A 23,768-nucleotide genomic window follows, 5' to 3' on the forward strand; every position below is an offset into this window, starting at 1 on the left:
CCTACTGCCAGGTTCCCGAACATGTCCGAGCAGAAACCGCCGCGTTACAAGCCCTACAACCAGCCCGCCGGAGGCTGGGGTGCCGCCGGCGCCACGGCCAAGGTGCTGCTGCAGCAGAGTGTGATCGGCAAGGGATCGAAGGCATTGCTGGCGATGAACCAGCCCGGTGGCTTCAAGTGCCCCAGCTGCGCGTTCCCCGATGCCGACGAACGCAAGAAGCTGGAGTTCTGCGAGAACGGCGCGAAGGCACTGGCCTGGGAAGCCACCCAGTTCCGCGCCGGCCGCGAACTGTTCGCCCGGTACACCGTGACCGAACTGATGGCGCAGACCGACTACTGGCTGGAGATGCAGGGCCGGCTGACCGAGCCGATGCGCTACGACGCAGCCACCGACCACTACGTGCCGTGCAGCTGGGACGATGCCTTCGCGCTGATCGGCCGCCACCTGCAGGCGCTGGACAGCCCGCACCAGGCCGAGTTCTACACCTCCGGCCGCACGCCCAATGAAGCCGCGTTCCTGTATTCGATCTTCGTGCGCGAGTTCGGCACCAATAATTTCCCGGACTGCTCGAACATGTGCCACGAGCCGACCAGCCGTGGCCTGCCGCCGGCCATCGGGGTGGGCAAGGGCACCATCGTGCTGCAGGATTTCGAGCATGCCGAGGCGATCTTCGTGATCGGCCAGAACACCGGTACCAATTCACCGCGGATGATGAGCAACCTGGTCGAGGCGCGTAAACGCGGCATCCCGATCGTGGCGGTCAATCCGATGCCCGAGCGTGCGCTGATCCGCTTCGCCGAGCCGCAGGACGTGGTGCAGATGGCCACGTTCGGTTCGACCGAGATCACCAGCGAGTTCGTGCATATCCGCATCGGCGGCGACCTGGCCCTGATCAAGGGCATGATGAAGGTGATGTTCGAGCGTGAGGCACAGGGCGAGCGCGTGCTCGACCATGATTTCCTGTCGGAACACACGGTGGGCCTGGAGGCGCTGCGCGAAGACGTGATGACGCAGGACTGGGACCAGATCGTGCAGGTGTCCGGCATTTCGCAGGCGCAGATCCGCCGCTGTGCGGAGATCTACATCCGTTCCAAGGCCACCGTGATCTGCTACGGCATGGGGCTGACCCAGCACCAGTACGGCTCGCGCCTGCTGCAGCAGGTCGCCAACCTGCTGTTGCTGCGTGGCAACTTCGGCAAGCCCGGCGCCGGCATCGGACCGATCCGTGGGCATTCCAATGTGCAGGGCGACCGCACCGTCGGCATCGACGAGAAGCCCAAGCCGGCCTATCTGGACCGCGTGCAGCAGGTGTTCGGCTTCGACCCGCCGCGCGAGCATGGCCACCATGTGGTCGAATCCATCGAGGCGATGCTGGACGGCAGCGCCAAGGTGTTCATCGGCCTGGGTGGCAACTTCATCCATGCCGTGCCCGATACCCCGCGTGCGTATGAGGCAATGCGTGGTCTGGAGCTCACCGTGGGCATTGCCACCAAGCTCAACCGCGGGCACCTGGTCCATGGCCGCGATGCACTGATCCTGCCGGTGGTGGCGCGCTCGGAGCGCATCGTTACGCCCGCCGGCGAGCAGTTCGTCACCATCGAAGACGCGATGTCGAATGTCACCGCGTCGCGCGGGGTACTGGAGCCGGTCAGTGCCGAGGTGTTGCCCGAGGTCGAGATCGTCTGCCGGATGGCACTGGCCACGCTGCCCGACAGCAGGGTTGACTGGGCCGGCTGCATGCACGACTACGCGCCCATCCGCGAGCTGATTGCCGCGGTGTATCCGGAGATCTACACCGGCTTCAACGAGCGCATCCAGCAGCCACACGGTTTCCATCTGGACATTCCGCCGCGCCGCCACGTGTGGCCCACGCCCAATGGCAAGGCCAACATCCTGGTGATGCCCGGCCTGGACGTGGACGATCCGGTGCACGATCCAGACATGTTGCGGTTGGCCACGGTACGCTCGCATGATCAGTACAACACCACCATCTACAGCTACAACGATCGCTATCGCGGCGTGTACAACGATCGCATGGTGCTGTTCATGAATATCGAGGACCGGCTGGCGCGCGGGCTGGAGAAGGAAGCGCTGGTCAGCCTGGAGACGATCAGCGGCGATGGCGTGCAGCGCCGCATCGAGGGCCTGACGGTGCTGGACTACCCGATGCCGCGCGGCGCGCTGGCCGGTTACTACCCGGAACTGAACCCGTTGCTGCCGCTGGACTACTACGACCGGATCAGCGGCACACCCGCAGCGAAGTCGATCCCGGTGCGGATGCGGGCGATGGCGGCGGCGATTGCGTGACGCGCATCGGCTATCATCGGCGGGTGAACCTGCCTGGCCTGCTGCTGCGATGGATGCTGCTCGTTGCCCTGGTGCTGAATGCACCGGCGCTGGCGCTTGGCTCGTCTTCGTACGACGGGTCGGCCAACCAGGATCACTGCGCTGCACCGCACGCGGCTGCGCTGGCGGCAGCCGGCTGCTGCGATGATGCGGCCCGGGCGGCCTGCCAGAGCGGTGAGTGCGAATGCCCGCCAGCCTGCCTTGGCATGCTGGCCACGTTGAGTGGAACGCCCGCCTCGCCGTGGCGTGAGGCGCCTGTAGCTGCCCGTTCCCAGCAACGCGCATCGCCGCCGATGCCGGACCCGTTGCGTCCCCCCATCGTGTGATGTCCTGCAGGCGCTCAAGCGCCTGCCATGACTGTTCGGCTCTTTCTCGCCTCTGCCTGCGCCTTCGATGCGCGGGCGGCGGGCCGCGTTGCCCGCCTCAGCAAAGGAATCACTCAATGAACCGTTCTCTCTCCCTCGGCCTGCTGCTGGGCACCGTGCTGGCCACCACCGCCTGTGCACGTGCCGCCGAAGAATCCGCCGCCGCACCGGTCGCCAGCAAGGCTCCGGTGGCACCGATCCAGGCCAGCCCGGCCAAGGTCGATCCGGCCCTGCCGGTGGCCATCGTGCACAAGACCGCCAGCTGTGGCTGTTGCGGTATCTGGGTCGACCATCTGAAGGCCGCGGGCTTCCAGGTGGACGTGCGCGATACCGATGACATGAATCCGATCAAGGTCCGCCTGGGCGTGCCGGTCGGCAAGGCCTCCTGCCATACCGCCGAGATCGGCGGTTATGTGGTCGAAGGCCACATCCCGGCCGAGGACATCAAGCGCCTGCTGGCCGAACGCCCGGCCGCACGCGGGCTGGTGCTGCCCGGCATGCCGGCCGGTTCGCCGGGCATGGAAATGCCGGATGGTTACGTGCAGTCGTACACCGTCGAGCTGGTGCGGACCGACGGCAGCACCGAGCCGTTTGCCCAGCACGGGCAGGGTGGCTGATGGAAGGCGGGTGCCGGTCGTCCTGACCGGCACCCTTCGACGCGTCTTGTGTAGGGCTGAGCCTATGCTCGGCTGTGTTTGGCCGGCAAGCCGAGCATGGGCTCGGCTCTACAGGATCAGCGTGCCGTGGCTGTTTCCTTGGCCAGCTGTGCGTCGAACTTCTTCTCGGCCGCATCCGCGTAGGCCTTGCAGGTCAGGGCGTTGGCTCCGGCCTCTGCACCCGCGGCATAGTTCCAGTTGCTGGCGCCCGGATGCGGCGTCAGCAGCAGGTCGCAGGGCAGGGCGCGCACCGTAGCGAAGCTGCGCCGGTAGTCCTCGACCAGGCGTGGATAACGAGCGTTGCCCTGCAGCTGGTAGCCCGGCGCACTCAGGCTGTCGGCGTAGGCGATGCGCACCGGCTGGCCATCGCGGGTATCGGTCCAGGTCCAGGCGGTGCTGCCTGGGGTGTGCCCCGGCATGAAGTGCGCGGTGAACGCGATGCCGCCTACGGTGACCCCTTCGCCATCCATGATGATGCGGTCGGCGCTGGCCGGCGGAAAGGTGATGCTGTCGCCAAAGTGCAGGTCGTTGCTGCCGCCGCGCGCCAGCAGCACGGCCGATTCGGCGTTGGCCGCTACGCTGGCGCCGGTACGGCGCTTCAGCTCCGCCACCGGGCCGGCATGGTCGGCGTGTGCGTGGCTGAGCAGGATCAGCCGTAGATCCTGTGCTGCCACCCCGCGTGCCTTCATGTTGTCCAGCAGGTGACCGGCCATCTGCGGCATGCCGCCGTCGAGCAGTACCGCACCGTCGGCGGTCTGCACCAGCAGCGCGGTCAGGTCCTCGGTGCCGATCTGCCAGGTGTGGTCGGCAATCTGCAGCGGTGCCATCGGCTGCAGCCACGAGGCGTCCACGGTGTAGGCCTGCAGCTGCGGCAGCGGTGCGTCGGCGGCAGTCACATCAAAGGCAAGTGTGGCAGTCAGGGCAAGGGTCGTCAGGCAAAGGCGCATGGCGGAGAGGTGTCTGGGCAGGGTCGGATGAAACTACCACGCGGGCCGCGCGGACCGTTTCGCGAATAATTCATGGCTGCGATAAGGTGCGCCGCAGACTGCCCAGGGATTGTTCGCTGGCCATGGATTGTGAATCCACCTCCACGGGCTGGAGCGCAGAATCGGCCGGGGCTAGCCTGCTACCAGGCTCAAGGAGGTGGACCATGCACGTGCTCATGGTGATGCTGGGTGGCGTACTGCTGCTGGGGGTATTCGTGCTGTTTGGCCATCTCTGGAGCACGGGCACCTCGCAGCTGCCCACGGCACTGATCGCCTTCATCGCCACCTGGCTGCTGGTGGCCGTGGCCAACATGTGGGTAGGGGTCAGCAAGGCCGGCTACGCGGTACGCGAGGAGCTGCCGATCCTGTTGCTGGTATTCGCCATGCCGGCGCTACTTGCCGGTTTCCTGTACTGGCGCCTGGCGCGCTGAAGGAGTTCCATGAGTACCCGACTGCGCCTGCCCGCGCTGCGCCACCGCGATGGCCATCATGCCCGCGTGACTTACGAAGAACTGTTCTTCGACCTGGTCTACGTGTTTGCGGTCACCCAGCTCAGCCACCATCTGCTGCACCACCTGGACCTGGCCGGCGTGCTGCAGACCCTGGTGCTGTGGTTCGCGGTCTGGCTCGGCTGGCAGTACGCGTGCTGGGTCAGCAACTGGTTCGACCCGGAGGCGCCGCGCATCCGGGGCCTGATGTTCGCCACCATGCTGCTGGCGTTGTTGATGTCCTCGTCCATTCCCGAGGCGTTCGCCGATCGTGCGTGGATCTTCGCCGGGGCGTACGCCACGATGCAGGTCGGACGCACCGCGTTCGTGCTGCTGGAAGTCGGCCGCAACCATACGTTGGCGCCGAACTTCCGCCGCATGCTGGCCTGGGTCAGCGTGTCGGCCTGCTTCTGGCTGGCCGGCGCGGCGGCCGAGGGCCACCTGCGGCTGGCACTGTGGGCGATGGCGGCGGCCTGCGAATACATCTCGCCGATGTTCGGCTTCGCGTTCCCGGGCATGGGCCGGTCGCACACCCGCGACTGGACCATCGAGGGCGGTCACCTGGCCGAACGCTGCCAGCTGTTCGTCATCGTCGCACTGGGCGAGACGTTGCTGGCCACCGGGGGCGTGCTAAGCGATGTCGAGCACTGGAGCCTGCAGGTGATCTCGGCGGTGCTGGCCACCTTCGCTGGCACGATTGCCATGTGGTGGCTGTACTTCGGCATCTCCAGCCGCGATGCCACAGAGGCCATCACCCACGCCGAAGACCCGGGCCGGATGGGCGCCAATTTCCATTACGTGCATGCCCTGCTGATCGCCGGCATCATCGCCACCGCGGTGGGCAACGATCTGGTCATGGACCATCCGGCGGCGGCCGTCACCACGGTGTACGCCACGGTGATGGTGGCGGGCCCGCTGATCTATCTGCTGGGCAGTGCCCTGTACAAGCACGTGGTCTATGGGCGCGCGCCGCGCTCGCACCTGCTGGGCGCCGCCGCACTACTGATGCTGGGCCTGGTGTTGCCCTGGATGCACCTGCTGGCCGCCGGATGGCTGACCAGCCTGGTGCTGCTGGGCGTGGGGTTGCTGGATGCGCGGCTGAAGCGGCGCACCCGGCCGTTGCCGGGCTAGAACCCGCCGCCGGTCTTGAAGTCACCGCCGCCGCTGATACCACCGCCGCTGTGGAAGCTGCTGCCGCTGGAACTGGAGCTGGAGCTGGAACTGGAGCTCGAACTGGAGCTCGAACCCGAGCCGGAACTGCTGGAACCGCCCGAAAGCAGGTCGAACAGGCCGCCAGAGGAGCGGGTGGTGCTTCGGCTGCTGGTGGTGCTGAAGAAGGATGCGGCGACGGTGGCCGGCGCGGCGGCCCGGTAGCTCGGCGCCTCGTAGGCCTGGCGCTCGATGTCTGCTGCCGCCTGGTAGCTCCTCCGCGCCGCCTGCAGGCTGTCCAGGCGCTTTTTCAGCACGGCCATTTCGCGGGTGTGCTCGCCTACCATCCCATCGATCTCGCCCAGGCGCAGGCGACTGCGATGGATGCGCTCGAGCACGGCATCGTCCTCGCCGGAGGCGGTGGCGGCCACGCGCCGGTACAGGTCGTCCATGCTCTTGGCCGACAGCGTGCGCGCCAGCGCGGTGAGCAGGGCGCTGCCTTCGGCATCGGTCCAACTGCGGAAGCCGTCGATCTGTGCCTGCTTGGCATCCAAGGTCTGACGATGCAGCTGCTCGGCCAGCAGCGCCTGCGCTACTGCGCCCTGTGCCGTCTGCAGCTGCTGGCGCAGCGGGTCGCCACCGGCGCGGGCGAGGGCGGCATCGCGGGCCTGCTGTACCGGTTGGCGGGCCGCCTCCACGTCGTCGCGGGCGCGTCGGGCATGTTCCTGCAGATAGGGCGGAAGCTCGACCAGCGTGGCGTACTCGCGACGGGCACGGTCAAAGCCGCACAGTTCGGCCAGCCAGCCGTCGACGGTGCGCACCAGTGGCCAGCCGCGGTAGGCCGTGCTGCCGTAGCTGCGCCGGTGCAGGTACATGAAGATCGGGTCGGCCTGATAGGCGCCGGCCTTGGCGTCATGCTCCGATTGGGCAGAGGAAGCCATGCGCTCGACCGTGTCGGCGCGTGCCACGGCCAGCTGCAGGTCGTCCTGCAGCACCCTGTAGGTGGGTTCCGCTTCCAGCGTGGTGTCCACCTGGTCCTGCAGGGCCTGCCAGCGTTCGCCGGCGGCGTCGCGTGCGGCAACGGCCTCCTGCGACCGCTGCTGCAAGGACTGCTCGATGTCCAGCAGCGCCTGCAGTTCGTCGTCCAGCACCGCCGCTTTGCGGTCACGGCGCTGCAGATCGGCGCTGGACTGCTGCAGCAGGTCCCGGGCCAGCATCGGCGGCGCATCGTTTGCGGCCTCGGCCTGCAGGCGCGCCAGGGCGTTGAAGTCGTCGCGGACCCGCCCGTGCAGCGCTTCCTGTTCCTTGATCAGCTCCCGGCACTGATCGCCACGCGCGGCCAGTTGTGCCTGCACCTGGCCGATATCGGTTTCGACATCGGCAATCGCGTCGTTCAGGTCTCTCATGTCAGTTCCTTACCCATCACCATTGGGTGATGTAGCCACCGGTGGCGGGCATGCGGAACCGCGGCGACAGGCTGCCGCGCGGCTTGCTGCCGATCTGGTCGTCTTCGATGATGCCGTTGTCCTGCTTGTCGGCGGCAACCCGGTTGTAGGTGGCCTCGGGCACGCGTACGGCAAACACCGAGACCCGTTCCTCCTTGCCGGTTTCCTCGTTGCGGATCGGCAGTTCGGCAGCATTGCCGGCCTCGTCCAGCGCTTCGGTCACCAGATAGTAGTTGCGGCCACCATTGGCCTTCTCGTTGTAGCGCCAGACGCCGGTGCGTTCATCGTCACGGTTGACGATGCGGTAGACCAGGGTCTGCGACAGCAGCCCCACCAGCTGGCTGACCTCGTCCAGGGCCGGCCCGGCTTCGGCCAGCGTCTCGACCCGGATCAGGCGGGCGGCCTGCTCCAGCGCACGTTCGAAGCGCTTGCGGTCTTCGCCGGCGACACCGGTGGCGAGGCCGTCGGCCTTGAGCTGGGCCAACCGCTCGTTGAGCGCGGCCAGCGTGGCGGCGCTGCCGATCAGCTCCTTCAGGGTTGCTACCGCCTGGCCGGCCGCGGCGATGTCGCCCGCGCGCAGTGCCACGTCGCCGCCGGTGTAGGCGCGTGCGCGCGCCTGCTCTGCATCCGGCGCGAGGCGTGCCGCCTTTGCAGCGGCGTTGGTGGTATCCAGCAGCTCGCTGGCCTCGATCGCCTGGCCGAGAATGTTCACCCGCTCGGTCAGCGGCGGCAGGGTTTCCCTGGCATTCGCCAGCAGCTGCGCGGCGGCCTGCCGATGCTGCTCAACCTGCGCGGCCGCCTGCTCGCCGGTGGCACTGCCACCACTGCTGAGCCGGGTGAGCTTGTCCTTGCGCACAAGGGTCGGCTGTGCGGCCAGCGCGGCGGGAACCCCGGCGAAGCGCCGCTGTGCTTCGGCCAGCGCGGCCTGTGCGCCTTCGGCCAGTGGCTGCAGGCGCCCACCGCTGGCCGTGGCACGTGGCAGCAGCCCCTGCAGGGCCTGTTCCTGTGCCGCCAGCAGGGCGCGCGCTGCAGCAGCCTCCTGTTGCTGCGCGGCCACCTTGTCGTTCAGCACCTGCACGTTCTTCTGCACGTTGCTCTCGTGCACGAACGCTCCGAAGCTGCGTGCCATGACCAGCAGCATGCCGAGCACCAGCAGCAGGAAGGCCGCCAGCAGCGCCCACTTCAACAGGCGGGCCCGATCGATCCAGCGCCGCGCCAGCCACGCCTTCCAGCCACGCGGCGCGGTGTAGAGGTAGCGCTGCTCGCGCTGGGCCTGGATGCCGGCCTCGAGGATCTCGTCGGAGACCTCGATGCCCTGCGAGCGGTACAGCTCAAGCAGGCGCTGCTTCAGCGTCGCCTTGTCGTGGCCGCTGTCGGCCAGCGCCTTCATTTCGGCATTGCGGTAGCGCAGCTGGTCGACCACATCCATGGTCAGCAGCGCAGCCTGCAGCTCGGCAGGGGCCATCGTCGCACTCACCTCAGCGCGGCTCCGGGCTCGGCGGCGCCTGCAGCAGGGCGGCGAAGCGCTGCTTGCCCTGTTCGACATACTCGGCGATCTCGGCCGAGTCGCGGGTCGCCTGGCCGCGCAGCTGCTCGATCTCCTGCAGCGAGGTCTCCTGGAAGCGCACCACCGCATCGACCAGCTTGCGCACCGAATCGACGCCGATGGTGGCGCCGTAGCCGGCCTTCAGGCCCTCGTGCAGCACGTCATCGCCAATGTTGGCCACCGCTTCCAGGCCCTTGGAGGTGCCCTCGGTCATCGCATTGAGCGCCTGCGTGGACTCATGCAGGCCCATCTGCGTGGTGAAGGCCAGGTTCAAGGCGGTGAAGCTGGTTTCATTGGTGGAGAAGAACACCACCGAGCGCTCGTTGACGCGGCGCTTGATCTCGTGCGACTGGTGCACGCGCAGCATGATCGCCTCGGAGGTGGCGTAGTTCACCTGCAGGTTCTCGGCCAGGTCCTTGGCCAGCTGGTAGCGCGACTCCTCGGCCTGGTTGTTGCGCAGGGCCTCGTCGCGGGCCATGACCAGGCGGCCGGTGTCGGCGGCATCGGCGGCCGGATCGGCCGACTCCACGCGCTGCTGCGCCTGCTTCAGCGCCTCGCGGGCATCGGCCAGCGCCTGCTCCTGCAGCTTCAACAGCTCATGGGCCTGGATCTCGGCATCCTTGATCGACAGGCGGAAGTCGCCGTACATCTCCAGCACGCGTGACTCGCGCTGCAGCTGCTCGGCCGAATCGCGGCTGACTTCCAGGAATGTGCGGCGGATCTTCTCGAACCGGCTCGGGATGTCGCCGCGGGTGACCTTCATCCACAGGTTCTGCAGGCGCTCGCCCATGTCGATCCTGCCGTCGCGCACCTGCTCGACCATGGTGCTGGCATCGTCACGGATGCTGTCGAACGCGCGGATGATCTCGGTATAGCGGTCGGACACCTTGGCCGAGCTGATTTCATCACGCATCACGGCATTGAAATGCCCGGACTGCTGCAGCACGCGGGCAATGGCCACCACGCGGCCCTGGTCAAGGGTGGACAGCTGCGAGACCAGCGCGATGGCCGGTGCGTTGTTGTCCTGGGGAGCGGCCAGGCCCAGGCTGCGCAGCGTGGCCATGGCGCGGTCGAGGTACTTGATCGGCGCGGTAGCGGCCGGCGTGGCAAGGAGGGTGTTCTCGGACATTTCGACGGCTCCGGTCAGGGCAGGCAATGAGGAACCTGCCGCGCGGAACGGGCAGGTTGCTGCGAAACGAAGGGGAAGGGGAGCGGCAGCCGTGCGGCGCACGACAGGCGGGCCCGGTCAAGGGCCGACGGCCCGGTATGGGCGAGGGTGGTGTCCTGTTCAAGCATGGCGCATTCCCTGCAGATCGCCCCCCTGGCGATTCCGTCCCATTGTAGCGGCGGTGATGGGCAGGTGAAGCCCCACCGATGGCAGGGTGGAGTAGCGTTGGCGCACGCTCATCGGTTGCGGCAAGCGAGGGCTTCGTGCAGAACGTACCGCAATGGTTGCTCTGGGCGGGACTGTCCGCCGTGTTCGCAGCGCTGACCGCGCTGTTCGCCAAGGTCGGCGTCAAGGGTGTCGACCCGGACCTGGCCATGGCCATCCGTACCCTGGTGGTGGCGGCGGTGATCCTGCCGCTGGTGGTGGTCACCGGCAAATGGTCCAACCCGTTGCTGCTGCCGGGGCGCACCCAGCTGTTCCTGGTGCTGTCGGCGCTGGCCACCGGTGCGTCGTGGCTGTTCTACTTCCGCGCACTACAGAGCGGTGAGCTGGCCAAGGTGGCCGTGGTGGACAAGTTCAGCGTGGTGCTGGTGATCGTGCTGGCCTATCTTCTGCTGGGCGAGCGGCCCAGCCTGCGGGAGTGGAGCGGCATCGGCCTGGTGCTGGCCGGGGTGATCGTGCTGGCCACGAAGAAGTAGCAGCGTTGAACCGACCAGAGGGGAGAGCAGGATGCAGGGCGAAGCACACGGTACGTTTGAAGTGGATCTGCGGCCGATCGGTGGCAATGACGGCCCGATTGCGGTGATGTCGATCAACAAGACCTTCGCCGGCGACCTGCACGGCAGCAGCGTCGGCCAGATGCTGGCCTTCCGCACGCCGGTACAGGGCTCGGCCGGCTACGTGGCGATGGAGCGGGTAACGGCCACGCTGGCCGGGCGCCAGGGTGGGTTCACCCTGCAGCACAACGGACTGATGACCCGGGGCAGGCCGGAGCTGAGCGTTGTGGTGGTGCCCGATTCGGGCAGTGAAGGACTGCTCGGCCTGAGCGGCACGCTGGAGATCACCATCAGCGAGGGCCGCCATGACTACCGGCTGGTCTACAGCCTGCCGGACGAGATCTAGCGGAGTTCCGCTGCCATCGCCGCGAGCCGGGCGACGGTATTGAGATTGCGCGCCGTGCCCTGTGCCGAGCCGGGAATGCGCAGGCGCGAGTCGGCCATGCCGGCGCCGTAGTGGATGAAGATCTCGCGCGTGCCGAGTGCAAGCTGTTCGTCGCGCCGGCCGGTCACGCCATCAAGCGGGTCGGCAGGCAGGCTGCCGTCGAGGAACAGGGCGACCACACGGTTGCCGGCGGCATCCGGAAACGGATTGCGTGCCACCACGCCTGCGATCTCGCTGGCCGAACGCACCAGTACGCCCACCGGCTTGCCGGCATATTCCTGGAGCCGCTGGCCGAGGGCCTGGCGCACGCCCGTTTCGTCGAGCGAGCTGCGCAACACCACATTTCCGCTGGCGATGTACGTGCGGACATCGGCGAAGCCTGCGTCCTCGCACATCGCCACCAGTTCGCGCATCGGCAGCCTGCCGGTGCCGCCGACGTTGACCGCGCGCAGCAAGGCGACGTGGACGTTCATGGCGTCCCCGCCTGCAGGCGGTCGTACATGCGCACCAGGTCGACCAGGGTGCGCGCGCCCATCTTGCGCATCACCTGCGCGCGGCGCACCTTCACCGTAATCTCGCTGACGCCGAGGTCGCCGGCGATCTGCTTGTTGAGGCGGCCACGCACCACGCCATCGACCACCTCGCGCTCACCCGCGTTGAGCGTGTTCCAGCGCTGCTGCAGGGCATCGAGCGCCTCGCCCTCGCGGCGGCGCTGGCGGTCGATCTCGATGCCCTTGTGGATCGCATCCAGCAGTTCCTGGTCGCGAAAGGGCTTGGTCAGGAATTCGATGGCACCGTCCTTGATCGCGTTGACACCCATCGCGATGTCGCCGTGGCCGGTGATGAACACCACGGGGAGCTGCAGGCCATGGCTGCCCATCGTGCGATGGAATTCAAGACCGCTCTGGCCGGGCATGCGCACGTCCAGCACCAGGCAGGCCGGCGCGTCTTCCAGGTCGTGTTCGAGGAAGGCCTGGGTGGAGGCGAAGGCCCGCACCTGCAGGCCCATCGAGGCCAGCAGGTCTTCCAGCGCCGCGCGCACCGACGGATCGTCGTCGACCACATAGACAATGGGCGCCGGATCGGCGATGGGTGCAGTGGGCTTACGCATGGTGGACATCCGTGGCGACGGGCAGGTCGAAGACGAAGCAGGCACCGCCGCCTGCCGGTCGTTCGGCGCGGATCTGGCCGTCGTTGGCCTCGATCATCGAGCGGCTCAGGCTGAGGCCCAGCCCCAACCCGTGCGACTTGGTGGTCCAGAACGCGTCGAACACGCGCTCGGGATGGTCGGCGGGCAGGCCGACGCCACGATCGCGTACGCTGAGGCTGACCCGTTGGCCCTCACGCCGGGTCAGCAGCGACAGACGCCGGTCGCCTGCGGGTACGGCTTCCATTGCATCCACCGCATTGAGGATCAGGTTGCCGATCACCTGCTGCACCTGTACGCGATCGGCCTGCACCGGCGGCAGGTCGGCGTCCAGCAGCAGGGCCACGGCCACGCCATGCTGGTCCAGTTCGCTGCGCGACAACGCCAGCATTTCCTCCACCGCCTGGTTCAGGTCGAAGGCGCGCCGTTCCGGTGCCGCGCCCTGGGTCAGGCCGCGGATGCGGGCGATCACGTCACCGGCGCGGTGCGCGTCTGCCAGGATGCGGGCCACGGTCTGCCGGGCCTTGTCCACGTTCGGCGGGTCCTGCGCCAGCCAGCGTTGGCAGGCTTCGGCGCTGCTGGCGATGGCCGCCAGCGGCTGGTTCACTTCGTGGGCGATGGAGGTGGTCAGCTCGCCCACGGTGGAGGCGCGCGCTACCCGCAGCAGACGGCCCTGTGCTTCCTGCACGGCGGCCTTGGCCGCTCCCATGTTCAGGGCGAGGTAGGTGGTGATGCCGATCACCAGCATGCCGATCACCGAATTGACCAGGCCGATGCGGTAGGTGCCGAAGCGGGTCAGGAAGAAACTCAGCCCGGTCAGCGCGATGCAGGCGATGGCCAGGGAGATCAGCCCGCGCGCACCCAGCACGCGCGATGCCGCGAGGATGACCGCTGCGTAGAAGCAGGCAGCAGCAACCGCGTAATCGGTGACGGTGTCGATCAGGAAGATCGCGGCCATCACGACGATCAGGGCCAGCAGCACCAGCGGGCGGCGGGGCGACAGCGATGGCATCGGGACGGCTCCCTGGCGTGGGGTGAAAGGATAGCAAAGCCGCCATCGGCAGATGCCGATCTTGGTCGGCAGGCTCTTTTACTGTGGGTGCCGACCGTTGGTCGGCACAAGCCAGAACGATGTCTGGTAGTGCCGGCCGCTGGCCGGCAACTGCACGGTGTTGCCGGAGCTCATGAGGTTGCCGGCCAGCGGCCGGCACTACCGCAGGGATGGACACGGTCTCTGAAGGTTCTCTGCCGACCAAGGTCGGCACCTACCAAAGCGGTGCACGGTGTTGCCGGCCAGCGGCCGGCACTACTCCTCCAGGCTGGCGTTCCAGAATCCCTGCAGCACACCGGGCGTGGTCGCCAGCGTCGCAAGTACGGCGTCCAGTTCGCCGGCATCCACCGTGGTGGCATACAGCACCGCTTCGATCTCCACATCGCGCTCACCGAACGGGCGCTGGTCCACCGCGCGCACCGGGTAATGCGCCTGCTCAAGCAGCAGCAACAGCTGGTCCAGCACCTCGGCCTGCTGCTCGCGCTGGCAGACCACGTTGATCGCATAGGTCGCCTCGCTGAACGCTTCCGGCAGCGGCTGCCGCTGGATGCGGTTCACCACCGGCCGCAGCAGGGTATTGGCGGCCAGCACGAAGACGGCGGCCAGCACCGCTTCCGGCAGCAGCTTGATACCTGCACATGCTCCCACCGCCGCCGATCCCCACAGGGTGGCGGCGGTGTTCAGGCCGGACACCTGCGCGCCGTCCTTCATGATCGCGCCGGCGCCGAGGAAGCCGACGCCGGAGATCACATAGGCCACCACATGCAGCGGCGAGGGTGGTCCGCCGTACAGGTCATGGAAGCGCACCGCCAGATCAACGAACACTGCCGCACCCACCGCCACCAGCGTATTGGTACGCAGGCCGGCGGTGCGTTGCCGCAGCTGCCGCTCCAGGCCGATGACCGTGCCCAGCACGAACGCCACCGACAGGCTGATCAGCGAGCTGAGCGTGGCGCCGGCGTTGAACGCCGGCAGGTTCGGATTGATGTCCATTGTGTTTCCCCCTGGACAAGCGGCGGGCGCTTACTGCCAGCCGTAACGACGGATGTAGAACTTCTTCAGCGCGGTGGTCAGCACCGCATAGCCGAACAGGATCGCCACCAGGAACGGCCAGTAGCCGGCCGGCAGGGCCTGAAGCTTGAAGTAGCCGGCCAGCGGGCTCATCGGCAGGGCCACGCCGATGGCCATGATCAGGCCGGTCATCAGCAGCAGTGGCGGCGCGGCGATGCTCTGCAGGAACGGCACCTTCGGCGTGCGGATCATGTGCACGATCAGGGTCTGGGTCAGCAGGCCGACCACGAACCAGCCGGACTGGAACAGGCCCTGGTCGGCCGGCGTGCGTGCATCGAACACGTACCACATCAGCGCGAAACAGCTCAGGTCGAAGAGCGAGCTGATCGGCCCGAAGAACACCATGAAGCGGCCGATGTCCGCCGGGTTCCACTTCAGCGGATTGCGCACCAGTTCCTCATCCACGTTGTCGAACGGAATGGCGATCTGCGAGATGTCATACAGCAGGTTCTGCACCAGCAGCTGCAGCGGCAGCATCGGCAGGAACGGCAGGAAGGCCGAGGCCACCAGCACCGAGAATACATTGCCGAAGTTGGAGCTGGCGGTCATGCGGATGTACTTCAGCATGTTGTTGAACGTGCGCCGGCCCTGGATGACGCCTTCCTCCAGCACCATCAGGTTCTTTTCCAGCAGGATGATGTCGGCCGCCTCCTTGGCGATGTCCACCGCGCTGTCCACGCTGATGCCGATATCGGCTGCGCGCAGCGCCGGCGCATCGTTGATGCCGTCACCGAGGAAGCCGACCACCTTGCCCTGCGCCCGCAGCTCGCGTACCAGCCGCTCCTTGTGCAGCGGCGTCAGCCGGGCAAACACGCGATGGTGGTGCAGCGCCCGCGACAGCGCGCCGTCGTCCATGCGCTCGATCTGCGGGCCGGTCAGGATGGTGTCCGCGTCCAGCCCCACCTGTGCGCAGACACGGGCGGTCACCAGTTCGTTGTCGCCAGTGAAGACCTTGACCTCGACACCGTGTGCGGCCAGCGCCTGCAGCGCCTGCGCAGCCGACTCCTTCGGCGGGTCCAGGAAGGCCACGTAGCCGACCAGCGTCAAACCGCACTCGTCCGCTTGCGAGTAGGCGCTCTGACTGGCCGCGGTCTCCTTCATCGCCACCGCCACCACGCGCAGGCCCTGTTCGTTCAGTTCCTCGGTGGTCTGCCGCACCCGCGCCAGGCGGCGCTCGTCCAGTGGCATGTCCTGGCCGTTCTCGCGCACGGTGCTGCACACCGCCAGCATCTCTTCCACCGCGCCCTTGCAGATCAGCTCATGGTGGTCCTCGCGCTCGGACACCACCACCGACATGCGGCGGCGCTCGAAGTCGAACGGAATCTCGTCCACCTTGTGGTAGTCCTGCGACAGCCGCAGCGAACTCTGCAGCTCCACGTGCTCCAGCACCGCGCGGTCCAGCAGGTTGATCAGCCCGGTCTGGAAGTGGCTGTTGAGGTAAGCGAACTTCAGCACGTCTTCCGAATCGTGACCGAACACATCGGTGTGGCGCTCCAGCGCGATCCTGTCCTGGGTGAGCGTGCCGGTCTTGTCGGTGCACAGCACTTCCATCGCGCCGAAGTTCTGGATCGCATCCAGGCGCTTGACGATCACCTTGCGCCGCGACAGCAGCACCGCGCCCTTGGCCAGGGTGGAGGTGACGATCATCGGCAGCATTTCCGGCGTCAAGCCCACCGCCACCGACAGCGCGAACAGGAACGCCTCGGTCCAGTCGCCCTTGGTCCAGCCGTTGATCAGCAGGACGAACGGCACCATCACCAGCGCGAAGCGGATCAGCAGCCAGCTGACACTGTTGACGCCGGCCTGGAACGCGGTGGGCGCACGGTCGGTGGCTGTGCTGCGCTGGGCCAGCGTGCCGAAGTAGGTGCGGTTGCCGGTGGCCAGCACCACGGCGGTGGCCGTGCCGGACACCACGTTGGTGCCCATGAACAGCAGGTTGTGCTGCTCCAGCAGGCCAGCCAGGCCGTCGCCGGGGTGCGCGAACTTTTCCACCGGCAGCGACTCGCCGGTCATTGCGGCCTGTGCCACGAACAGGTCCTTGGCGGTCAGTATGCGGCAATCGGCCGGAATCATGTCGCCGGCCGACAGCACGATGTGGTCACCGGGCACCAGCTCACGGATCGGCAGGTCCAGCAGGCGAGCCGGACGACGGCTGTGCAGGTGCGCGCCGAAGTACTGGTCGGCCACATCGGCGGCCTCGGTGCCCGGATTGCGGCGCAGCACGCGCGCGGTGTTGCCGACCAGCGCCTTCAGCCGCTCGGCGGCACGGTTGGAGCGGCCTTCCTGCACGAAGCGGATCAGCGTGGACAGCAGTACCATCGCACCAATCACGATCGTGGCCTTGATGTCCTCGGTCAGCCAGGACACCGCCGCCAGTACGGTCAGCAGCAGGTTGAACGGATTGCGGTAGCACTGCCACAGGTGCCGCCACCACGGCAGCGGCTTTTCGTGATCCACCTCGTTGGGGCCGAGCGTGGCCAGCCGCTCCTCGGCTTCATGCGGGCTCAGGCCATCGGCATGCGACTCCAGCGTGGCCAGCAGCTCGGCTTCTTCCTGCTGGGCAAGGGTGACCAGGCCGGTGGTAAGCGCGAACGGCGCCGCTTCGGCGCTGCCCGGGCCAAAGCCGGCTTCGGGCATCGCACGACGGCGGAACAGGTTGCCTGCGCGACGGCTGCGCAGGAAGGCGTTGAACCAGGCGTTGAGCAGGCTCATGGGACGCTCCTCGAATGTCAGAGCCGGCCGCAGCCGGAACACGAACGGAATGGGTGAGACAGATCAGGCGTGGCGCATGGCCAGCACCGCCGGCGACCACGGCTGCATGTGCAGGCGCTGGCTGCCGCCGATGCATAGCGGCTTCATCGCATCGCGCAGCGGGTAGGGCAGATGGCGCAGCACGGTGATGCGTTCGCTGATCGGCAGCAGCGACAGCGCGTCAGCCACCACGCGCGGCGAACCGAGCGACAGCGAACGGCCGAACATGACCGGGCCGTGCTGCAGCAGCTGGCTGCGCAGGGCGGCAGCATCGCGCTCGCCAATCAGGCGGCGCAGGGTGATGTAGAGGATCTTGTAGGACATGGGGGTGATCTCCAGGCAGGCGGCGCCTGGCGATCCCCCGTCACTCAGGCAGGCAGGGACCGGCGGGCAGGCGCCAGGAACAGGCAACAAGCGGTCATCCGGGGCGCGGTGCGCCCGGCAGGGTCGGGGTCCATCTGCGTCTCCATGAGGGGAGGGTGCCAGCCAGGGTTGCCCTGGCCAGTGGCGCTATTGTCCGCCCCTGAATGGGGCAGGCCTAGAGGCCCGTGGGTTAGCCCGGCTATACCTTGGTATAGCCGGGCGTATGCGGTGCCGATCGAGGGTTCAGTGATGGGTCAATGCGCGCCGCTGGTCTGCTTGCAGACGTCGTACTCGCCACGGGTCAACGTCTTGTCACGGTCGGTATCGCAGGCATGCAGGCGCTCGGCCCAGTCGGGTGCCACGGCATCCACTTCGGCCAGCGTGACGATGCCGTCCTTGTTCTTGTCCAGCGACTCATACGGCGGTATCAGCTTCACTTCGGTGACGTCCTCGGCGGCGGTGGCCTTGCTCGCCTCCTGGGTTCTGGAACAGGCGCCCAACAGCAGGCCGATGGTGATGACGAGGACAGCAGGAACGTAGCGAATACCGGTCATGACAGGCTCCAGAAGTGGGGACGCGGGCCATGGGTCTGGATGGCCACGGCCGGATATTCGGCCCGGATCTGTAAGCGAGCTGCGAAGAACCGACCGGGTCGCCAGATGGCGGTGGGCGCCCGTTCACCCGCACGCCCCATGCGTGTACCAGCCGCCGATGCTGTTCCAGGGCGTGCCGTCGCGATGTGCAACGGGCCAGACCGCCGCGGCCGAGTGCGCGGACAGGATTTCCGGGTTGACCTGGGCGGAGCCACTTTGCGAGGTCGGAAATATCTGACCTTTTTGCAAGTTGTTGCATGGCCTGATTGTAAATCTGCCGTGAAACTAACCGCTCGCCTCTCCCCGCGGGTTCGTCATGCAACGCGCACTCCTTCTCCTCCTGCTGGCCCTGTTCGCCAGCAGCGCTCATGCCACGACACCACAGATCAACGTGGGTCTCCTGTTCGATCATCTTGCGCCCGCGCACAGCAACCTGCTCAAGCGCATACGCAATACCGGTGATGTGACCGCATACGTGCGCGTTGAGGTCACCCAGATGCACTTCGATGCAGACGGCAAGGTTGTCGAAACGCCAGTGGACACCGTGGCGCTGGTACGCAATGCACCTGGCGCGCACGGGGTGATCGCCAGCCCCAGCCGCCTGATCATTGCCGCCAACGGCCAACAGGCGACGCGCCTGGTCTATCGCGGTGACCGTGATGAGGAGCGCTACTACCGGCTCCGCTTCATTCCGGTGGTGCCCAGCGCCGAGGAATTCTCACTCAGCGATGCGCAGGTGCAGGAGATCACCGGGCTGACTTCGGCAGTTCGCGTGTTCACCGGCTACGGCACCATCCTGTTCGTGGCACCGCGGAACACGCGCTATGACACCCGTGTGCAGGACGGTCACGTGCACAACGGTGGCAACGCCACGGTGGTGCTGGACAACCTGCGGTACTGCGAGCGAAGCAGTCCGGATGCCTGCACGCCCGGCATCATCGTCCATGTCCGGCCCGGGCGAACCTATGCGCTGCAGGCCGACGACAGCCGGTTCGCCCGCTACGACCTGAGGGAGGGCGACGACCGGCGCAGCATCGACTCGCGCCGCTGATCGTCTGCCCATCTCCCCTTTCTGCAACGTCTCCACCGGGTTCGCCAGGCGCCCGGCGGGGAGGCTGTGTCTTCGTCCTGGCGTCGTATCCCATCGTATCCATCCACCGATCCCGGAGCATTTCCATGTCCCTGAAGAAGTACGCCCTGGCTGCAGCCGCTGCAGCCCTCATCGCACCGGCTGTCAGCCTGGCAGCCACCGAATCCAAGTCGATCACCGTCAACGTGACCGCCGACGTCCCGAACACCGCTGGCCTGCAGGTGTCCACGCCTGACGGCTGGGAAGGCCTGCCGCAGAACCTGCCGTGGGACACCGCGCGCGAAACGCTGGGCGAACTGACCGGGCGCGTCATCAACATCAAGTCGCCGGCTGCCATCACCGCCTACCTGACGTCGCCGGCACAGATGGCGTCGGCCGCAGACGTCGTGGACCTGGTGGTGAAGCTGGACAACGTGGAGGTTCCGGCAACGGCCGCGGCCAAGATCACTGTTGCCAACGCGTCCCAGGCCGCCGCGGGCAAGTCGCTGGCCTTCGCCATCGCGCCGACCGCGCCGTCGGGTGGCTACAAGCAGGGCAGCTACGGTGGCCAGTTCCACATGATCTTCGAAAGCGACATCACCCCCTGAGTCCTTTCAGGCGCCCCGTCGCATCCAATGATGCGGCGGGGACGCCGGAACAGCGCCCATGCTCTCGTCCTCCAACCACCGTCGATTCCGACTGGCCCGACTCGCGACCGCGATCGGTGCCGTGGTCCTTGCCACCTCAGCGCATGCGGCCGGCCTCGCGCCGGGCGAGCTGCCCAGCCTGCTGCAGCAGCGCGAACGCATGCCGGCCGAGTTCCGCGAGCACCTGTTTGGCAACCCGCTCACCGTGCGCGTGGAGCTGGACGGCCAGTATCTGGGTGACGCCGAGGTTCTGCTGCACGAAGACAACCGGGTGCAGGTGATCGGCTTTGGTGACAGCCACGAAAGCCGGCTGGCACAGACCGAGCGTGCCCGTTGGGGCGAGCAGCTCGCTGAACCGATGGCGCTGGGCGTATGCAGGCAGCAGTGCCGGGGCATGGCAGCGCTGCACTACAGTCTGTCCAACTCGCTGCTGAGTGTACTGACGCCTGCCGGCGCGCAGAAGGAGGGGCGCCACATCGCCTTGCCGGACGCGGGCAGCCGGGGGCTGATCGTGCGCAACAGTCTTGCCGTGCACGGCGGCCAGGAACAGCAGGCCACCGTACGCTACAGCGCTGAACTGCGCGGCAGTGCCGGCCACTGGAGCACGGTTGGCAGCTACCAGTACTACGCCCAGCCCGGCAGCAGCGAGCACTACCTCAGTGCCCTGTATGCCCAGCGCGAACTGGGCGATCATTTCGTTCGCGCCGGCTACTTCCTGCCCACCTTCGAGGGCATTGTGCGCCAGCCCCGGGCACCGGGTACGCAGAACGATACGGCGCTGGGCCTGATGTTCGGATCCTCGGACGTACTCCTGGCCGATACGCGAAGCCCCAGTGTCTATCCCGTCTATGTCACCGCCAGCGGCGAAGGCGTGGTGGAGATCTATCGCGACGGGAACCTGCTGTCCACGCAGGCCGTCAAGCCCGGCATCCAGGAAATCGATACGCGCCGGCTACCCGGCGGCATCTACGATGTGGAACTGCGGGTGGTCCAGGACGGTCGAGAAGCGTCCCGCGAAAGCGCCTCCATCCACAAGCCCAGCCGCTGGCAGGATCCCAGCCGGCGGTGGCGCTACAGCGCGTTCGCAGGGCAGCAGCGCGGGTTGCTGGCCAGCGCCGGAAGCGCCCGCGAGGGCGGCGCCGCGGCCGGTGCCGTGGTCAATTACCTGTTGCATTCCCGTGCGGTGGCCGGGGCCACCGTGCAGCGGATCGGCGCGCGGCATGCGGCGGGTGTGTCGATGGACTGGCAGGCCAGTGACCGCTTCAGCACCTACACCAATGTCTATACCTCCAGCGACGCCGGGCGCGGCGTGGACCTGCAGGGCCTGTACCGCTATCGTGCCGGCTCGGTGGTGGCCAACCATGCGCGCGGTTGGGTGGAGCAGCGCGAGCGCGTCGTGGCAGACGACAGCGGCGCCCCACGCTGGGAGACACGCGGCGGCTGGCAGGACACGACGGCCGTCTCGATCACGCATCGTTTCGGGCACCGTGATACTGCCAGCCTGCGCGTGGCCCGCAGTTCGGGCTTCACCCGCGGGACCGGCATCGATGTCTCTTACGGGCGCCGGGAGACGGTGTTCGGCAAGCACGATGTCAACTGGCGCGTTTCCGCCTATGACCGCCCCGGCGCCCGCTACACGGGCTATCGGCGGCAACGCGGGATCGACCTGACGGTGAGCGTCTCGCTGGGCAGCGATCAACGCAGCTACAGCGGCAGCCTGGGCAGCCGCACCGGCGATGCCGGTCGCCGCGATACCTATGTGACCGCCTCCTCCACACAGCGCGTGGACGGCGCCGTACTGCAGAGCGTGAATGGCACGGTCACCGCCGAACGGGGCGGGCTGGGCGCAGGCGCGGGTGCCTCGCTGCAGAGCGCGTTTGTGGAGGGTGACATGCAGGTCTACCGCGGCGCGGCGTCGGGCCGCATCAGCGGCACCGCCAACCTCGACAGCACCGTGGTCATTGGCGGTGGGCGCGCCGCCGTGCTGGGGCAGGGGCGCGGCAGAAGCGCCGACACCGGGCTGATTGTCGATGTCCGCAGCGATTATCCCGATCTTGCCCTGCGTGCGGACGACAGCCACGGCGGCGGCGTTGCGCTGCGCCCGGGCCGCAACTTCGTCCCGGTGGCCGCGTATCGCGCAGGCCACGTGCAGTTCGACTTTCAGGGGCGGCATGCGCCGTCGGCAACGCTGCAGCCCTCGGTCGTCAGCTATCACCTCAACAAGGGCGGCGTGATGCATGCCACGCTGGACGTGCTGCGCACCTTCACCGTCATGGGCCAGGTACTGGATGCAGACGGCAACGGTGTGCGCGGCGTGCAGGTGATCAACCACGCCGGCCGCAGCGTCAGCCAGGAGGATGGATTCTTTACCCTTGAACTGAGCGCCCGTGCGCCGGTGGTGGAGTTGCGCTACCCCAACCTGGTCAGCTGCACGCTGACGATGGAGGAGGGGCGCTACCCCAGGGAAGGAGATGTGTTGATGGTGGGGGCGACGGGATGCCCGCCGTCGATCGCGAGAACCGAGGAGCATACGAAATGAGAATCCGCTCGCTGATGGCGGCGCTGCGAGGCGCGGCGCTGATCGCGCTTGGGATGGGGTCAGCAACGCAGGCGCCTGCGGCAGAAGTGCTGGTCACGGCAGAGTTTGCCCCGTCAGCCCTGGACCCGGGCCGGATGGTCTTCCGTAATACAACGCCGCGCGGCACCTACTGCTCGTGGCGCCCAGAGTTCTGCACGGAGGATGGCGCCTACTCCATCGACGTTCCATTGCAGTGGAGCAAAACCTACGAACACAACGGTGATGTTCGCAAGCGCTTCTATCTCATATTGCCCGCCCCTCGAACGGTCATGCTGCGGAACACCACGACCGGTACCGAAGCGGAAGTCCGGATTACGATCGCCACTGTCAGTGGCCAGGTGACGCCAGGAGGTGGCACCAATCCAGTATTCACACGAACCGTGTTGGGAGGATGCAGCTACGTGCATACGGCTGGAACCGCGTCGTATGTCAGATTCGGATGGACTGTCAGAAGACCCGAGGCACCAACACCGTGCTGGTCGCAGTCGGATACCGCTCTGCCGCAGCCGGCCGACTATGCGATGTCCTGGTTTGGTCTGGGCCTTCTTATAACCGCGCCTTCGCCGCTGTCGCTGAACGACGGTGTGTATGAAGGAGAATTGACTTACAGTGCGGGAGGCGCGGGCAGCGACATCGACTTTGGCGATGACGTCACGACCGAGCCGATCACGTTGAAGTTCCGCTTCACGGTATCCCACCAGTTCCAGGTGCGTTTCCCGAGCGAAAATCCGCAGGTGCACCTGGCGCCGGAGGCAGGTTGGGCGCAGTGGACCGATCAGGGCCGTGCCCCGACACGCCTCTTTCAGGAGCTGCCATTCCATCTGACCAGCTCGATGGACTTCAGCATGAAGCTGCGCTGTGAGCACGACGCAGGCACTCGCTGCGGCATTCGCAACCACGCGCTTGGGGAGGTTGTACCGGTGGATGTGGACGTCACCCTGCCCGGCATGCGCAATCTGCGCGATGGGCGCCCGGCGCAGGATACACCGCTGTCGCCCGACGACGCACAGGCGCCGCGCTTCACACCGGATGGCTATCTGATGCAGCGGCGGTCGACCTTGCGGTTCACCGCAGGGCGGGACGCCGTAACAGAGATGCTGAAGGCGCCAGGCTCGCATTGGGAGGGCAACATGACCGTGGTGTTTGACGCCAACCCGTAGTCGCACGCGGGAGTGTGTTGCGGGGTGC

21 protein-coding genes are annotated in these 23,768 nt (G+C 67.2%); 10 read left to right on the forward strand and 11 right to left on the reverse strand.

Annotation, left to right across the window (positions count from 1 at the left end; genetic code table 11):
- The first annotated feature begins 21 nt into the window (after window positions 1-21).
- Together ACUVWL_RS05860 and ACUVWL_RS05865 are read left to right on the forward strand one after the other, a co-directional pair.
- Window positions 22-2,307, forward strand: coding sequence for an FdhF/YdeP family oxidoreductase (locus tag ACUVWL_RS05860; RefSeq protein WP_445978914.1), 2,286 nt, complete (start codon window positions 22-24; stop codon window positions 2,305-2,307).
- A gap of 481 nt (window positions 2,308-2,788) precedes the next feature.
- Window positions 2,789-3,328, forward strand: a complete 540-nt coding sequence (locus ACUVWL_RS05865; RefSeq protein ID WP_014647305.1) for a DUF411 domain-containing protein — start codon at window positions 2,789-2,791, stop codon at window positions 3,326-3,328.
- A 116-nt stretch (window positions 3,329-3,444) separates the two neighbouring features.
- On the opposite strand, the gene blaL1 is transcribed toward ACUVWL_RS05865, so the two are convergent.
- Entirely contained in the window at window positions 3,445-4,314 is an 870-nt protein-coding gene (blaL1, locus tag ACUVWL_RS05870; protein WP_100450128.1) for a L1 family subclass B3 metallo-beta-lactamase, read from the reverse strand.
- Window positions 4,315-4,517: 203 nt separating this feature from the next.
- Here blaL1 and ACUVWL_RS05875 point away from each other — a divergent pair, with 203 nt between their 5' ends.
- Window positions 4,518-4,784, forward strand: a complete 267-nt coding sequence (locus ACUVWL_RS05875) for a hypothetical protein (protein ID WP_126412345.1) — start codon at window positions 4,518-4,520, stop codon at window positions 4,782-4,784.
- Window positions 4,785-4,793: 9 nt separating this feature from the next.
- Window positions 4,794-5,972: a low temperature requirement protein A gene (locus tag ACUVWL_RS05880; RefSeq protein WP_046430856.1), complete on the forward strand. Its 1,179-nt coding sequence runs from the start codon at window positions 4,794-4,796 to the stop codon at window positions 5,970-5,972.
- Here ACUVWL_RS05880 and ACUVWL_RS05885 read toward each other — a convergent pair.
- The 3 genes from ACUVWL_RS05885 to ACUVWL_RS05895 are packed head-to-tail and all read right to left on the reverse strand — an operon-like array spanning window position 5,969 to window position 10,110.
- Window positions 5,969-7,396 carry a hypothetical protein gene (locus ACUVWL_RS05885; RefSeq protein ID WP_126412343.1) on the reverse strand — a complete coding sequence of 476 codons (1,428 nt, stop codon included), beginning with the start codon at window positions 7,394-7,396 and terminating at the stop codon, window positions 5,969-5,971. The two genes, ACUVWL_RS05880 and ACUVWL_RS05885, sit on opposite strands and share 4 nt — an antisense overlap.
- A gap of 16 nt (window positions 7,397-7,412) precedes the next feature.
- Complete coding sequence (locus ACUVWL_RS05890) at window positions 7,413-8,900, reverse strand: DUF6384 family protein (RefSeq protein WP_049439567.1); 1,488 nt, start codon at window positions 8,898-8,900, stop codon at window positions 7,413-7,415.
- Between the two features lie 13 nt (window positions 8,901-8,913).
- Window positions 8,914-10,110, reverse strand: coding sequence for a cell surface protein (locus tag ACUVWL_RS05895; RefSeq protein WP_075076982.1), 1,197 nt, complete (start codon window positions 10,108-10,110; stop codon window positions 8,914-8,916).
- A 302-nt stretch (window positions 10,111-10,412) separates the two neighbouring features.
- Between ACUVWL_RS05895 and ACUVWL_RS05900 the strand changes: the two genes are divergently transcribed.
- A complete protein-coding gene (locus tag ACUVWL_RS05900) occupies window positions 10,413-10,847 on the forward strand; it encodes an EamA family transporter (protein WP_032962665.1) in 435 nt (144 codons plus the stop codon).
- Between the two features lie 31 nt (window positions 10,848-10,878).
- Entirely contained in the window at window positions 10,879-11,271 is a 393-nt protein-coding gene (locus ACUVWL_RS05905) for a DUF3224 domain-containing protein (protein ID WP_126412339.1), read from the forward strand.
- On the opposite strand, the gene ACUVWL_RS05910 is transcribed toward ACUVWL_RS05905, so the two are convergent.
- The 7 genes from ACUVWL_RS05910 to ACUVWL_RS05940 form a co-directional block, all read right to left on the reverse strand.
- Window positions 11,268-11,783, reverse strand: coding sequence for a DUF1697 domain-containing protein (locus ACUVWL_RS05910; RefSeq protein ID WP_197604667.1), 516 nt, complete (start codon window positions 11,781-11,783; stop codon window positions 11,268-11,270). The genes ACUVWL_RS05905 and ACUVWL_RS05910 overlap by 4 nt on opposite strands.
- A complete protein-coding gene (locus ACUVWL_RS05915; protein WP_014647295.1) occupies window positions 11,780-12,421 on the reverse strand; it encodes a response regulator transcription factor in 642 nt (213 codons plus the stop codon). The genes ACUVWL_RS05910 and ACUVWL_RS05915 overlap by 4 nt, the downstream gene beginning before the upstream one ends.
- Entirely contained in the window at window positions 12,414-13,469 is a 1,056-nt protein-coding gene (locus tag ACUVWL_RS05920) for a sensor histidine kinase (protein ID WP_445978915.1), read from the reverse strand. Before ACUVWL_RS05920 ends, ACUVWL_RS05915 begins: the two co-directional genes overlap by 8 nt.
- 294 nt (window positions 13,470-13,763) lie before the next feature.
- On the reverse strand, window positions 13,764-14,501 hold the full coding sequence (locus ACUVWL_RS05925; RefSeq protein WP_012511185.1) for an MgtC/SapB family protein: 738 nt from the start codon (window positions 14,499-14,501) through the stop codon (window positions 13,764-13,766).
- Window positions 14,502-14,531: 30 nt separating this feature from the next.
- Complete coding sequence (mgtA, locus tag ACUVWL_RS05930) at window positions 14,532-17,291, reverse strand: magnesium-translocating P-type ATPase (protein ID WP_445978916.1); 2,760 nt, start codon at window positions 17,289-17,291, stop codon at window positions 14,532-14,534.
- Between the two features lie 63 nt (window positions 17,292-17,354).
- Window positions 17,355-17,654: a hypothetical protein gene (locus ACUVWL_RS05935; RefSeq protein WP_111206282.1), complete on the reverse strand. Its 300-nt coding sequence runs from the start codon at window positions 17,652-17,654 to the stop codon at window positions 17,355-17,357.
- Between the two features lie 293 nt (window positions 17,655-17,947).
- Window positions 17,948-18,247, reverse strand: coding sequence for a hypothetical protein (locus ACUVWL_RS05940; RefSeq protein WP_049439579.1), 300 nt, complete (start codon window positions 18,245-18,247; stop codon window positions 17,948-17,950).
- A gap of 355 nt (window positions 18,248-18,602) precedes the next feature.
- Here ACUVWL_RS05940 and ACUVWL_RS05945 point away from each other — a divergent pair, with 355 nt between their 5' ends.
- The 4 genes from ACUVWL_RS05945 to ACUVWL_RS05960 all read left to right on the forward strand — a co-directional run bounded on the left by ACUVWL_RS05945 (window position 18,603) and on the right by ACUVWL_RS05960 (window position 23,740).
- Entirely contained in the window at window positions 18,603-19,337 is a 735-nt protein-coding gene (locus ACUVWL_RS05945; protein ID WP_111206280.1) for a CS1 fimbrial subunit B flags: Precursor, read from the forward strand.
- A gap of 125 nt (window positions 19,338-19,462) precedes the next feature.
- On the forward strand, window positions 19,463-19,963 hold the full coding sequence (locus tag ACUVWL_RS05950) for a CS1 type fimbrial major subunit (RefSeq protein ID WP_014647290.1): 501 nt from the start codon (window positions 19,463-19,465) through the stop codon (window positions 19,961-19,963).
- Between the two features lie 58 nt (window positions 19,964-20,021).
- Window positions 20,022-22,541 carry a TcfC E-set like domain-containing protein gene (locus ACUVWL_RS05955; RefSeq protein WP_445978917.1) on the forward strand — a complete coding sequence of 840 codons (2,520 nt, stop codon included), beginning with the start codon at window positions 20,022-20,024 and terminating at the stop codon, window positions 22,539-22,541.
- Window positions 22,538-23,740 (forward strand): hypothetical protein, encoded by a 1,203-nt coding sequence (locus ACUVWL_RS05960; protein WP_445978918.1) that lies wholly within the window; start codon window positions 22,538-22,540, stop codon window positions 23,738-23,740. The genes ACUVWL_RS05955 and ACUVWL_RS05960 overlap by 4 nt, the downstream gene beginning before the upstream one ends.
- Window positions 23,741-23,768: the final 28 nt, after the last annotated feature.

Source organism: Stenotrophomonas muris, from assembly GCF_052751275.1.

Excerpts from the sequence above, each read along its gene's own strand:
- ACUVWL_RS05955 (WP_445978917.1), top strand. The coding sequence starts at position 20,022 with ATGCTCTCGTCCTCCAACCACCGTCGATTCCGACTGGCCCGACTCGCG.
- ACUVWL_RS05960 (WP_445978918.1), top strand. The coding sequence starts at position 22,538 with ATGAGAATCCGCTCGCTGATGGCGGCGCTGCGAGGCGCGGCGCTGATC.
- ACUVWL_RS05925 (WP_012511185.1), bottom strand. The coding sequence starts at position 14,501 with ATGGACATCAATCCGAACCTGCCGGCGTTCAACGCCGGCGCCACGCTC.
- ACUVWL_RS05910 (WP_197604667.1), bottom strand. The coding sequence starts at position 11,783 with ATGAACGTCCACGTCGCCTTGCTGCGCGCGGTCAACGTCGGCGGCACC.
- ACUVWL_RS05890 (WP_049439567.1), bottom strand. The coding sequence starts at position 8,900 with ATGGCCCCTGCCGAGCTGCAGGCTGCGCTGCTGACCATGGATGTGGTC.
- ACUVWL_RS05885 (WP_126412343.1), bottom strand. The coding sequence starts at position 7,396 with ATGAGAGACCTGAACGACGCGATTGCCGATGTCGAAACCGATATCGGC.
- ACUVWL_RS05945 (WP_111206280.1), top strand. The coding sequence starts at position 18,603 with ATGCAACGCGCACTCCTTCTCCTCCTGCTGGCCCTGTTCGCCAGCAGC.
- ACUVWL_RS05875 (WP_126412345.1), top strand. The coding sequence starts at position 4,518 with ATGCACGTGCTCATGGTGATGCTGGGTGGCGTACTGCTGCTGGGGGTA.
- ACUVWL_RS05905 (WP_126412339.1), top strand. The coding sequence starts at position 10,879 with ATGCAGGGCGAAGCACACGGTACGTTTGAAGTGGATCTGCGGCCGATC.
- ACUVWL_RS05940 (WP_049439579.1), bottom strand. The coding sequence starts at position 18,247 with ATGACCGGTATTCGCTACGTTCCTGCTGTCCTCGTCATCACCATCGGC.
- ACUVWL_RS05935 (WP_111206282.1), bottom strand. The coding sequence starts at position 17,654 with ATGTCCTACAAGATCCTCTACATCACCCTGCGCCGCCTGATTGGCGAG.
- ACUVWL_RS05865 (WP_014647305.1), top strand. The coding sequence starts at position 2,789 with ATGAACCGTTCTCTCTCCCTCGGCCTGCTGCTGGGCACCGTGCTGGCC.
- ACUVWL_RS05860 (WP_445978914.1), top strand. The coding sequence starts at position 22 with ATGTCCGAGCAGAAACCGCCGCGTTACAAGCCCTACAACCAGCCCGCC.
- ACUVWL_RS05950 (WP_014647290.1), top strand. The coding sequence starts at position 19,463 with ATGTCCCTGAAGAAGTACGCCCTGGCTGCAGCCGCTGCAGCCCTCATC.
- ACUVWL_RS05880 (WP_046430856.1), top strand. The coding sequence starts at position 4,794 with ATGAGTACCCGACTGCGCCTGCCCGCGCTGCGCCACCGCGATGGCCAT.
- mgtA (WP_445978916.1), bottom strand. The coding sequence starts at position 17,291 with ATGAGCCTGCTCAACGCCTGGTTCAACGCCTTCCTGCGCAGCCGTCGC.
- ACUVWL_RS05920 (WP_445978915.1), bottom strand. The coding sequence starts at position 13,469 with ATGCCATCGCTGTCGCCCCGCCGCCCGCTGGTGCTGCTGGCCCTGATC.
- blaL1 (WP_100450128.1), bottom strand. The coding sequence starts at position 4,314 with ATGCGCCTTTGCCTGACGACCCTTGCCCTGACTGCCACACTTGCCTTT.
- ACUVWL_RS05915 (WP_014647295.1), bottom strand. The coding sequence starts at position 12,421 with ATGCGTAAGCCCACTGCACCCATCGCCGATCCGGCGCCCATTGTCTAT.
- ACUVWL_RS05895 (WP_075076982.1), bottom strand. The coding sequence starts at position 10,110 with ATGTCCGAGAACACCCTCCTTGCCACGCCGGCCGCTACCGCGCCGATC.